Origin of the sequence: Richelia sinica FACHB-800 (assembly GCF_014698825.1) — a bacterium.
Taxonomy (GTDB): domain Bacteria; phylum Cyanobacteriota; class Cyanobacteriia; order Cyanobacteriales; family Nostocaceae; genus FACHB-800.
The window spans coordinates 24603-36642 of the sequence record NZ_JACJTT010000024.1 but is presented as its reverse complement, the minus strand read 5'-3'; the positions used below and the strand labels follow the sequence as shown (position 1 = coordinate 36642).

The 12040-nt window shown below is 40.0% G+C and carries 7 protein-coding genes; 1 reads left to right on the top strand and 6 read right to left on the bottom strand.

All coding sequences use genetic code 11. The annotated features are described in order from the left end of the window. Nucleotides 1-276: 276 nt before the first annotated feature. Nucleotides 277-813, top strand: a complete 537-nt coding sequence (locus H6G73_RS16185; RefSeq protein WP_190606275.1) for a GAF domain-containing protein — start codon at nt 277-279, stop codon at nt 811-813. Between the two features lie 338 nt (nt 814-1151). Here H6G73_RS16185 and H6G73_RS24485 read toward each other — a convergent pair whose 3' ends face one another. From H6G73_RS24485 to H6G73_RS16140, 6 genes are all read right to left on the bottom strand, one after another. Beyond that, nucleotides 1152-7469: a DUF4347 domain-containing protein gene (locus H6G73_RS24485; RefSeq protein WP_277925193.1), complete on the bottom strand. Its 6318-nt coding sequence runs from the start codon at nt 7467-7469 to the stop codon at nt 1152-1154. A gap of 443 nt (nt 7470-7912) precedes the next feature. Further along, nucleotides 7913-8827 carry a methylenetetrahydrofolate reductase gene (locus H6G73_RS16160; RefSeq protein WP_190606273.1) on the bottom strand — a complete coding sequence of 305 codons (915 nt, stop codon included), beginning with the start codon at nt 8825-8827 and terminating at the stop codon, nt 7913-7915. 61 nt (nt 8828-8888) lie between these two features. Beyond that, nucleotides 8889-9896: a tryptophan--tRNA ligase gene (gene trpS / locus H6G73_RS16155; protein ID WP_190606271.1), complete on the bottom strand. Its 1008-nt coding sequence runs from the start codon at nt 9894-9896 to the stop codon at nt 8889-8891. Nucleotides 9897-10128: 232 nt separating this feature from the next. Then, nucleotides 10129-10875 carry a creatininase family protein gene (locus H6G73_RS16150; RefSeq protein WP_190606268.1) on the bottom strand — a complete coding sequence of 249 codons (747 nt, stop codon included), beginning with the start codon at nt 10873-10875 and terminating at the stop codon, nt 10129-10131. Between the two features lie 438 nt (nt 10876-11313). Continuing rightward, on the bottom strand, nt 11314-11586 hold the full coding sequence (locus H6G73_RS16145) for a cupin domain-containing protein (RefSeq protein ID WP_190606266.1): 273 nt from the start codon (nt 11584-11586) through the stop codon (nt 11314-11316). Nucleotides 11587-11600: 14 nt separating this feature from the next. After that, nucleotides 11601-11939 (bottom strand): Mo-dependent nitrogenase C-terminal domain-containing protein, encoded by a 339-nt coding sequence (locus H6G73_RS16140; RefSeq protein WP_190606264.1) that lies wholly within the window; start codon nt 11937-11939, stop codon nt 11601-11603. Nucleotides 11940-12040 lie beyond the last annotated feature (101 nt).

Genomic DNA, 12040 nt, shown 5'->3' with positions numbered 1-12040 from the left:
AGCAAGAATAGATAAAAATAGCCAAGAATTAAATATATTTAGCTTAAAGATAATCATAAGCGATCGCACTCTTGTTTTCTAGCTTCTCAGATAAGCACCTCCCAAACTGGCTAGACAACCACTAATCACCAAAATAATTTGTCGTTTTCTACCCACATATCTGCGAATTAAGCTCAAACCCTGATAAATCTATAACAGGTGTACTCTGTGTGTCGGTAGGATGATGTTTTTGGTAAGGGGTCATTGCGAAAATACAACTTTAGGACTTACCCGCTAATGACTGACTTAGCTTTACCCAACAGCATACAAGGCATTTTAGAAAAATATATTGAGCCAGATGCCATTTTTTGTGCCATACTTCCAGCAGTTGGAGAAGTATTACAGTGCGATCGCTGTTTTCTCTACTTGAGAAATCCTCAAACTAAGTTTGGTAAAATAGCCTATTGCTGGCGACGCAATCAAAATATTCCAGATATTACAGACTGCCAGTGGCAGTTAGAACCAGCATCATTACCTCAAGAAGACCCCTTATTTGCTGCGGCACTGCGAACGGAAGCTTCTATTTATATTGAAGATGTGGAAACTGCTAACCCAAAAGTTGTAAATCGAGAGTTTGAACGCAAATACTTTGGACACCGGGCCTTGATTCATGCTCACTTATGCCAAGATGGTCAACTTTGGGGAATTTTGCAGCCTTGTGTTTTTAATCAGCAGCGAATTTGGTCAGATTATGACCATACCGTTATCACTCGATTAGAAAGGGAATTAACGCCTTTAGTCGTCACCTACATCACCAACCATCAGGTGTCATAATATCCTCGCGTGTTGTGAGGTTTATTTTTAGGTTATAACTACCTGGGAAAAATTAATTTAACATTTTTGGAACAACCAAAAATCTCTGTATTCCTTATCTTTTACCTCTTCCCTGCGATGCACTGAGCTTGTCGTTCGCGGAGCGTGGCGTTAGCCATAGTGTTCTCTTTTCCCTCTTCCAAATATAAAATTTATTTTGCACGACTACTTATCATGTCCGGGAAATTAGTTATGGTGACTACAGTCTTTACACCCCTCCCCTTAATCCCCTCCCCGCTTGCGGGGAAGGGAGACAAAGCGCAGCTTTGGCGGGGTGGGGTTCTTCCGATTCAAGCCATTTACACAATTTGAAAATCTGTGTTAGTTAAAGCTAACCCAGTATTTAAAGTTGCGATTTGTATGCTACTGAAACTTGTACCCACACCATCGCGGTCAAAGAACAAATTGCCGTTGCTACTATTGTAGATAAAGCGTTGATTGAAATTAGTGGCAGTGCTACCAATCACAAATCTACTTACAGATAATGTACCTACAGTTAAGCCACCGAAACCTGACGCTAAAATGCTAATAGTATCATCAACAACTGAGAAATCAGTAATGCGGTCTACTCCTTCACTCTTACTATTAAATCGGAAGTTGTCTAAACCTGTGCCTCCCGTGAGGAAATCATTGCCTAAACCACCAACCAAGAAATCATTACCTGAACCACCAATTAGGGTGTCAGTACCAGCATCGCCATTTAAAGTATCATTACCATTGTTGGCGGTTAAAGTGTTGCTAGCAGTATTGCCAATGAGGTTATCACTATAGTTAGAACCTGTGAGTCTTTCAATCCCAATCAAGCGATCGCCATTTGCTTCACCCAAAGTACCATTACCAATAGACAGATTCACAGATACTCCAGCACTAGCAGTAGCATAGGAAGCAGTATCAGTTCCTGCTCCTCCATCTAGGGTATCAGCTCCTAAACCACCCATCAATACATCATTACCGATATCACCCAAGACCGAATCGTTACCAGAACTGCCACTCAAGTTATCGTTTCCAGCACCACCATTGAGAATGTTGTTCAAGGTATTACCAGTCAGGTTATCATTAAACCCTGAACCTGTAGCATTTTCAAGCGACGCAAAAGAGTCACCCGCCGCATCTCCCCCACTACCAATACCAGTTGCTAAATTCACCGTTACACCAGAAGTGGAACCTAGATAAGATACAGTATCTATTCCTGTACCACCATTGAGAACATCACTAGCCGCACCACCAGTAAGGGTATCATTTCCCCCTTCACCTCTCAAATTATTATTGCCACTGTCACCTTTGATGATATCTGCTACCTGAGAACCAATGACATTAGAAAAGTTCTGCGCTTCAAAACTCAGATTACCAACAGCAGTTCCTAACACTTTGAAACTATTGTTGAATAAATCAACCTCTAAGGAAGCAGTAGTGCTGGAGCTAGCATCAATAATGTTGATGTAATCTGCATTGCCGATGATAACTTCAGCAGCAACCTTATCAACCCCTAATAAACCTTCATCTTTTTCAATGAAACCAGTGGGTTTAATCTTAATTGCTCCTGCCAAATTACTGTAATCTACAGTATCAACACCGCTGCCTCCAGTCATTGTATCTGAGCCAACAGTTCCAAAAAACAGATCATCTCCAGCCTGACCGTCAAGAAGGTTATCAAGCTCGTTACCAGTTAACTGATCATCAGATTGAGAGGCAATTACATCTTGGAAATTTGCTACATCAAAGGTCAATTCTCCTGAAGGTAAGCCAAAGACTGTCAAACTATTCAGAGATAAATCAGCGTTAATGGAAGTAGTGGTACTACTAGAAGCATCAATACTATTGCGATAAGCAGCGTTACCAATAAATTGATCTGCTTGTACAATATCTGTACCACCTATTGCTTTAGCAACTATACCCTGAGATTTTAAGGTAATAGCTGAATCAACATAACTGTAATCTACAGTATCGAAACCATCTCCACCGATAATTGTATCATTCCCTGTAGTAGCATAAATGCGATCGTCTCCACCTTGTCCTTCTAATCGGTTATTTTGTTCATCACCAATAATTTCATCGCCTAATTGACTACCTTTAACATCAGTGAAGTTATATACATCAAAGGTTGCATCACCAGAAGGTAAACCAAATACGGTTAAGGTATTTGCTGATAAGTTGACATTAATTGCATTGGTAAAGCTAGAAGAAGCGTCAATAGCATTAGTAAAAGCAGCATTACCGATAAATATTTCTGCTTGTACAATGTCTGTGCCTAAATGACCTTTATCAACTATTCCCTGGGCTTTTAAGGTAATACTAGTTGCCAGTTGTCCGTAATCGACTGTATCAACACCAGCACCGCCAATGATAGTATCATAACCGTCATTGCCAATAAAGAAATCGTCTCCAGTGCTTCCCTGTAGTAATTGATTACTGCTCATATTGATGTTGATGGTAAATTGTTGATTGTAGAATAAACCACCTTGATCAGTAGTTCTGACCAAGATGCTGTAGCTGTTTTTAGTTTTAAAGTCGAAAACAGCTTTTGTTCGTAGCTGATTACCGATGATGGTGAATAATGCGTTATTAGTATCACCTGTACCAGTAACCAAACTATAAGTGAAAGTATTACCTATATCTGGGTCGGTGCTGCTAAAGTTACCAACTACTGTCCCAATTACTTGGTTTTCTGCAACTGCCATATTATCTAAGCTTAGACCAGCAGGAGCATCATTAACAGCAGTAATGGTGACGTTGCGACTAGCAAGGTTGCTATTGACAACACCGTCATTGACACTAAAGCCAATGGTGCGAGTGGTGGTAGAAGGATTATCGCTGGTATTACGATAGGTAATGGAGCGTAAAGCTGCTTGGTAATTAGCAATGCTAGATGCACCAGTTAAAGTTAAAACCCCGGTCATGCTGTTATAACTGCCAGTAATCCCATTTTGATTCGTGAAACTGAGGATATCTTGCCCTGTCACGAAACCAGAAGTGATGCTGACGGTAGCACTCACTAAATTTGTTGAATCTACATCACTGACCGTAATTGCTGAATCAATGGTTGCTGTTCCATTTTCTAGGTAGGATAAATTGTTGCCGCTACTAATAACTACCGCAGCATCGTTTACAGCAGTAACAAAAATATTACGAGTAACAGTATTACTGTTAACAAAACCGTCGTTTACAGTAAAACTGACAGTACGAGTTGTCGTATTAGGATTATCACTGGTATTGCTGTAACCAATCTGTTGTAAAGCTAATTGATAGTTAGCTAAAGTTGCACTACCAGATAGAGTTAATGTTCCTGTAGCTGCATTAAATGCACTAGCAGCAATTCCCAATGGTAAGATGCCAACTACTGATAAGAGATCTTGACTGCTTTGATATCCTCCTGTGATTTGGATAGTAGCACTGATAATATTTGTGTTGTCTACATCTTTAATGCCAAAGCCTGTGGAACTAATTACTGTAGCACTAGAATTTTCGGTGTAAACGAGGAGTTGTTGAGCAATACTGTTAATGAAAGTGGACTCAGCTGCACTCAAGGTCGTGCCATAGGCTTGGATATAGGAATAGGTGGCACTTTGATTCGCACCTATAGTCTGTTCTGTACCAATATTTAACCCACCATCATAGCTACTATCATTAGGGTCTGTAGGACTGGTAAAGAAGCTATTTAATTCACTTCCACTCCTAATGCCCAGATAACTAGGTTGGAAACCAACAGTAGCGTTATTAGTTAAGCCACCCATAACAACTGAAAGACCTCCACTATTGGAAGATTCAGCAACATTCGTTGTTCCTGCTTCAGTAATTAGGGTTGTTGTATCGTTAATTGTGATGTTGTTTAGTTGATCTGGGTCAAAAGTATCAAAAATTCTTAGTTGCGCTGCTAAGGTACCGTTATTGGTTAATCGCGTCTCTACTAAAACAGCGTTTTGTCCAGTCACTAAGGAATAGATACGCAAAAAACCAATATTTGTACCACCACCTGTATAAGTGCCTTTAACCAATACCTGAGAAGCATTGTTCGTAACAGAAAGACCTGATACCCCAGATGGTATACCTCCATTGGTAGAAAATAAACTGAAACTGCTGGTATCGGTTCCCGCTTGCAAACCCCAGTCTGCAAAATAGGTTCCTAAACGATAAAATTCATTACCGCTAAAGGAGAGATTTTGGATTGCACCATTATCATTTCGGATATTGAAGGCAGTATTACTGGTTCCCAATTCTTGTCCTAATACGGGGACATCATTAACAGCTGTAATGGTGACGTTACGACTAGCAAGGTTGCTATTGACAATACCGTCATTGACACTAAAGCCAATAGTGCGAGTGGTAGTAGAAGGATTATCGCTGGTATTACGATAGGTAATGGAGCGTAAAGCCGCTTGGTAATTAGCAATGCTAGATGCACCAGTTAAAGCTAAAACCCCGGTCGTGCTGTTATAACTACCAGTAATCCCATTTTGATTCGTGAAACTGAGGATATCTTGCCCAGCAACGAAGCCCGAAGTAATGCTGACGGTAGCACTAATGAGATTTGTTGAATCTACATCACTGACCGTAATTGCTGAATCAATGGTTGCTGTTGCATTTTCTAGGTAGGATAAATTGTTGCCGCTACTAATAACTACCGCAGCATCGTTTACAGCAGTAATGGTAACGTTGCGACTAGCAAGGTTGCTATTGATAACACCGTCATTGACACTAAAGCCAATAGTGCGAGTGGTAGTAGAAGGATTATCGCTGGTATTACGATAGGTAATAGTGCGTAAAGCCGCTTGGTAATTAGCAATGCTAGATGCACCAGTTAAAGTTAAAACCCCGGTCGTGCTGTTATAACTGCCAGTAATCCCATTTTGATTCGTGAAACTGAGGATATCTTGCCCAGCAACGAAGCCCGAAGTAATGCTGACGGTAGCACTAATGAGATTTGTTGAATCTACATCACTGACTGTAATTGCTGAATCAATGGTTGCTGTTGCATTTTCTAGGTAGGATACAAAGCTACTGCTAGTGGTAACTACTGCTGCGTCGTTAGTCGCGGCAGAAACTACCACATTATCTATAGCCCAGTTATCAAAGTTGGCTCCACTATTGGATAACTGTTGCCAACGGAATTGGGTAGCTGCTGTTCTAGCTGCGGTGGGAATGACAACATTGTAATTAGTCCAAGGAAGACTACCTGTACCATAGGAAGCAATATGCGTCCATGTGCTACCGCCATCAATAGAGTATTCCAGTATTACATCTTCACCATAATCAGATGTCTCCCATCCAATAATGCTGCTATCACCTCTAGCCAAATCAAAGGATATGGTGCCAACATTGACTACATTGAGCGCCACAGTTGTAGCAGAACGAGAAATACCATTGAAATAAAGAGAGTTTCCTGAACTACCTGGAGGTAAGGAACTCGCTGCACCACCAACTATACTTGCCCAAAGACTATTATTTACCGACCCTGAGTTAAAATTGTCTTGCACATTGTCTAGTAAGGACACCCCATAGGACAAAATATTAGGGGCATAAGTATTACCAAAAGCGGTTGGTGAATAACCTGTTAAATAATAGTCTAAGGGAATTGAGGAGTAAACAACATAACCCTTACCATAGGAATAAGCAAACGTTACTGCCTGGGTTGAACTACCAGTGGAGAGAAGAGTTTGAGTATTTATGGGCAGTCTAGAAATATCTGCATAACCATGGTAGGAAGAATTTCCTCCATCTAAATTTGAACTAGTAACAGTGCCAGCAGGCCCTTGAGTGGCTAGAGTATTATTATCAAGAACATTGATATCGCTACCATAATTTCTAAAAATAAAGTCTCCACTCAGTCCTGGTAAAATAGACTCCGCATTATCTACATAGCGATCATGGATGATTAAAACTAGGCCATTAGCAACTGCTTGTTGGATTACAGATAACCGGCTTAAAAATTCGGTGCCATAACCGTAATTGTTAGGATTTTGAATCAAAAGAACATCAATACCATTCAAATCTATAGCACTTAAATCACTGAGATTTACAGCATTCAGACCCAAACTGTTAATTGCTTGAACTTGATTACTATTACCTTGACCCAAGTCCATATCATAGTAGCCAACTGTAGCAGCCAAGGTATAGTTGTAACTTTCTAGAAAGTTATCACTAAATGCCAAAGGAGCTTTGATAGAACCAAGGGTTACTTCTAAATTCCAATCTCCACCTAATGTTGCATTTCCAGTTTTTGTTGCGGATGCTTGAATCGTTGCCTTTGTAATATCATGCAACTTAGTAATGAATTCTTCACCTGCATCCCCCGCAGCAACATTACAACCATAGAGTAAAATACTTTGTCTATGCCAATTTTCCAATAATTCAGCATACTGACTGAAATTATTCAAGTTCAGTCGGCTATTTCCTAAATACAAGCATCCAGGAGATCCGTGAGAGACGATATGTATGGTAGATATTTGCGGATGCTTTTGTAAAAATTCTGTTATTTCCTGAATACCATCTCGGTTAGAGGAAATGATGATTGGTTCTACATCTTTTACAACTCCTAATTTGAGAGTGTCATAGTCAGAAACTGACGAATCGATAAATACAACAGCTTTCAACTGTCGATTGACAAGCGAGCCAGTCAGCATAGATATATTGCATCCCTGATGTTATGTGTGAATTAATTTTTAATCACAACTAAACAGTATTTACAAAAGTTATTTTTTTGTCAATAGTAAATGTTTGTTTAAGTATTAGTACGGTTAAATATATTTTTTTCATGAAGTAAATAGTTGATTTATGATTTTCTGAAAAACTTGTATTTCTGATAGGACTTCTATTTAATTTCTGATAGCATAGCGTGGCGTAAGCCATACAAATTCCAAACTGGAAGCACCATCAAAGCAAAGTTTGAATCTCAGTATACTGAACAATATTCAAGTAGGATTCCTATATCTCTAGAACAATAGAAAAATTCAACTTTTGGTGTCATACCCAAACTTGGCACCTTTGCAGCTAGATGCTAAAACCTCTTGTTATTAGGGGTAAAAAAGCGATCGCATCCTACACTTCAATACGATCGCTTTTCTGTTTAATTAACCTTCTCTACCCCCGCTAAATCCAAAATCGGTGCGATCGCATCTTCTTTCTTTACCGCCATCATATGTACACCTTGGCATAATTGGCGGGCTATCTGCACCTGTTCAGCCGCAATTTTCATTCCTTCTTCTAGGGGATATTTTGCTTTTGCTAACCTATCAATAATATGGTCAGGAATATTTACACCTGGAACCATGCGATTAATAAACTGAGCATTCTTGGCTGATTTCAACAGAAAAATTCCCGCCAAAATTGGTTTATTATAACCAGAAGCGATTTTATCCATGAACTTTTCTAAGCGTTCAAAATCAGTAATTAATTGACTTTGGAAAAATTGCGCTCCGGCTTCTATCTTTTTTTCAAATCGGCTTTGCAAACCTGACCAACTGGCACTTTGGGGGTCTACTGCTGCACCTGTAAATAAATCTAATGCACCATCATTCAAGGCTTTATCATTAAAATCTACACCCTGATTCATCTTCCTAATTAACTGCAACAGCCGCACAGATTCTAAATCAAATACAGCTTTAGCATCAGGATGATCACCTGCTTTTACAGGGTCGCCAGTCAAAGCTAAAATATTGCGGATACCCAAAGCATGAGCGCCCATCAAATCTGCTTGTAGAGCGATACGGTTGCGATCGCGACAAGCCATCTGACATATTGGCTCAATACCATGTTGCAATAAAATCACAGACGCTGCCAGAGACGACATCCCCAACACAGCACGGCTACCATCAGTAATATTGACAGCATGAACTCTCCCCTTAAGAGTCGCCGCCATTTCAATCATATGTGTAGAATCTGCCCCTTTCGGGGGTGCGACCTCAGCAGTAACGAGAAAATCTCCTGCTGCTACCGCTTTTCGGAAGTTATTTACAGCACTGGTGCTATGGGTATCCTGCATAATTGATGATCAATTTGGTTTTCTTAAAGGGTAAAACACATTACACCTTCAAGAGTAAACCTTAGAGGGGGACGGTATAGCCTAAAGCTGCCTTCACATCTGCCAAAGTTTGGTTAGCTATAGCCTCTGCCTTTTCCCGACCATCTCGCAACACCGACTCCAAATAACCTTTCTCTGCCATGACCTCCTGATATTTGTCTTGAATTGGTTTGAGGGCATTAATTGCAGTTTCGGTCAGCAAAGGTTTAAATTGACCCCAACCCATATCTGCACATTCAGCGACCACAGCTTCCTTGGTCTTGCCAGACAGCAGCATATAGAGAGTTAATAGGTTATTACATTCTGGACGGTCTACATCGTCAAAAGTTAACCCTCTCACTGGGTCAGTTTTACAGCGTTTAATCTTATTGGCAATTTGGTCTGGTGGGTCTAAAACATTTATTCTGCTTAACTCCGATGGGTCAGACTTAGACATTTTCTTTGTCCCATCAGTCAGACTCATCACCCTTGCACCTTCTTTGCGAATCAAAGGATCAGGTAATTTTAATACAGGTTTATCCTTAGCAAATTGATGATTAAACCTGTTGACAATATCCCGTGCTAATTCCAAATGTTGCTTTTGGTCTTCACCCACCGGTACTTTATCAGCTTGATAAAGCAAAATGTCCGCAGACATCAAAACTGGATAAGTCAACAGCCCTGCACCAACATTTTCACCTTGCTTGAGTGCCTTTTCCTTAAACTGAATCATATCTTGCAACCAATTTAAGGGGGTAATGCAGTTTAGCAACCAACACAGTTCACTGTGTGCCGAAACGTGAGATTGGACAAAAATGTGAGAATGCTGTAAATCAATGCCACAGGCTAAATAAAGAGCAGCGATGGTGTAAGTATCAGCCGCTAAAGTGGCGGGGTTGTGTGGTACAGTGATCGCATGTAAATCGACCACACAAAAGAAATTTTCATACTGGTCTTGAATTTCCACCCAGTTGCGAATTGCACCCAAGTAGTTACCCAAGTGTAAGTTACCAGTTGGTTGAACTCCCGACAGAACGCGCTGCTTACCCATAATTATCAGTTAGTTATCTCTAATCACCGCTTTGTTGATTGAGCGGTTACCAGACTATTTTAATAGTCATGAGCCATTAGTCATTAGTGATTGGCAAGGGATAAGATTTAGCTAGTTGCTGGTTTTTTAAGTGCCATACACCACTGTTAATAGTGACCCTGTAGAGACGCTGAATCAAAATCTCGTCTCTACAACCTTTAGCAGCAGATATTTAAGGATATTCTCTCAATTCTTATTCCTGACTTAAAAACGCCAAATATCCTTTAGTTAATTCCTCCACTGCCAAATCATAAAATTGCTTACCATGTTCTGGAGTCGCTAAAGCAGGATTTGAACCCATTCTACCGTCAGGGTAACGTTGGCGAAAATCATTAGCACTGTAAATCTTATGCCCTGCTGGTGCTGTGGGTGAAATCAACACAGATTTAATAGCTTCGGGATAGACATATTGAGTCACAGCTACTTCACTGGGGGTAGCATGAGATCCTTCTTGGTCACCATATAACTCATGAGCTAGCTTGTATACAGAACTGCACATAAACCAGTTAGCAATTTCACATTGCACCTTGGCAGCATGAGCTAATTGTAAGTCTTCTAAATGTGCATAGGTTTCTGAAAAAGCAGCTTTCAAAGTGGCAATATTTCCACCATGTCCATTAATAAAATAAAACTTGCTAAAACCAGCTTTTGCTAAACAAGTTATATAATCTCGAATTACCTGAATCAAGGTACTAGGACGTAAACTAATTGACCCAGGAAAAGCAGTGTGATGTAATGCCATACCCACATTAATAGTCGGCCCTACTATGGCTTGAGTTGCTTCCCCCACACCACGTGCTATTACTTCTGCACAAATTGCGTCCGTACCAATTAAACCAGTAGGCCCATGCTGTTCTGTAGAACCAATGGGAAGAATAATTCCTTGGGATGTTTGTAAATAAGTTTCAACTTCCTGCCAAGTGCTTAAATGTAACAGCATGATTTAACCCCATCAGGTAAGAAAACGTTTGAATTGTCTTTAATGTAATCGCAACTTCTGCCTGATGTTGCTTATGGGAAGTGATTTGCAGCGAAAATCTGGATTTAGGCTGGTTTTTGAGTTTTGGTACTAAAAATTACTAATTTGCTCATCAAGGAAGGCAATAGGGTTTCCACATCTTTGCACAGATGCAGATTAAGGTTCATGACTATTGAGATAGATAAATACTTTTCAGGGATGGAGTCGCAACAGAAGTTTAACACTCAGGTAATCAGCAACTTAACGATTCTGCAACTTTAGTTATTTAATGTAACTCGTTGCGAAACTCCATAAATAACCAATTCTGTGTTGAAATGTTGGTTTTCTGGTCAGCAAGCAATGACTGTAAACTAACTAGTAAATATTTGTTAATGCTCTCTTTTGGTGTTTGGTGAGGAATTAATCAAAGAGATAATGCTTCTTGACGGCGCTGGTAATTTCCCAAATACACGACATACCAGCTGGAAAAATAACTAAATCTCCTTTACCGATTTGCACTGGCTGTCCACCATCAGGGGTGACAATAACCTTTCCTTCTAAAAAGTAACAAGTTTCTTGAGAGTCATAAGTCCACGGGAATTTGGATACTTCCTTTTGCCAAATCGCCCATTTGGATACACCCAACTGATTGAGACGTTCTTGAGTAGGTTGATGCTCGACTTTAATTTCCATGCGGTTTGATGAATTTAGCAGTAGGATTGGATATCTTCTCCACACTCATCCACTAAATAACATAATGCGCGAAAACGCAAGCCTACGAATTGGTCATAGAAGGGGTTGAGCTTGCACATGGGAGGAATGTGAGCTATCTTACGACCGAAAAGAACGATGTCACGTTCAAAGGGACATTGAGCAGGAATCAATTTTGCAATCAATTTGGCAAATTTGCGGTTGTCAATTTGGATGTTGTCTAACCATTCGCGCAGGGGTTGCAATACATCAAATTTAGGATTTTTTGCATGGTTTTCTCCTAAAGAATTAATTAAACTCGGGAGAATCATTGATTGAGTATTTGTGTTGATCATATTTGTAAACCTGTTGTGATGAAACTGATAACGGAAAGATATGGTTTAACTAATGCTATTTAAACTCATGGTTTCTTGAAGAACTGTCCCGTTAAATACAA

Coding starts and splice junctions, on each gene's coding strand:
- H6G73_RS16185 (WP_190606275.1), top strand. CDS start 277: ATGACTGACTTAGCTTTACCCAACAGCATACAAGGCATTTTAGAAAAA.
- H6G73_RS24485 (WP_277925193.1), bottom strand. CDS start 7,469: ATGCTGACTGGCTCGCTTGTCAATCGACAGTTGAAAGCTGTTGTATTT.
- H6G73_RS16160 (WP_190606273.1), bottom strand. CDS start 8,827: ATGCAGGATACCCATAGCACCAGTGCTGTAAATAACTTCCGAAAAGCG.
- trpS (WP_190606271.1), bottom strand. CDS start 9,896: ATGGGTAAGCAGCGCGTTCTGTCGGGAGTTCAACCAACTGGTAACTTA.
- H6G73_RS16150 (WP_190606268.1), bottom strand. CDS start 10,875: ATGCTGTTACATTTAAGCACTTGGCAGGAAGTTGAAACTTATTTACAA.
- H6G73_RS16145 (WP_190606266.1), bottom strand. CDS start 11,586: ATGGAAATTAAAGTCGAGCATCAACCTACTCAAGAACGTCTCAATCAG.
- H6G73_RS16140 (WP_190606264.1), bottom strand. CDS start 11,939: ATGATCAACACAAATACTCAATCAATGATTCTCCCGAGTTTAATTAAT.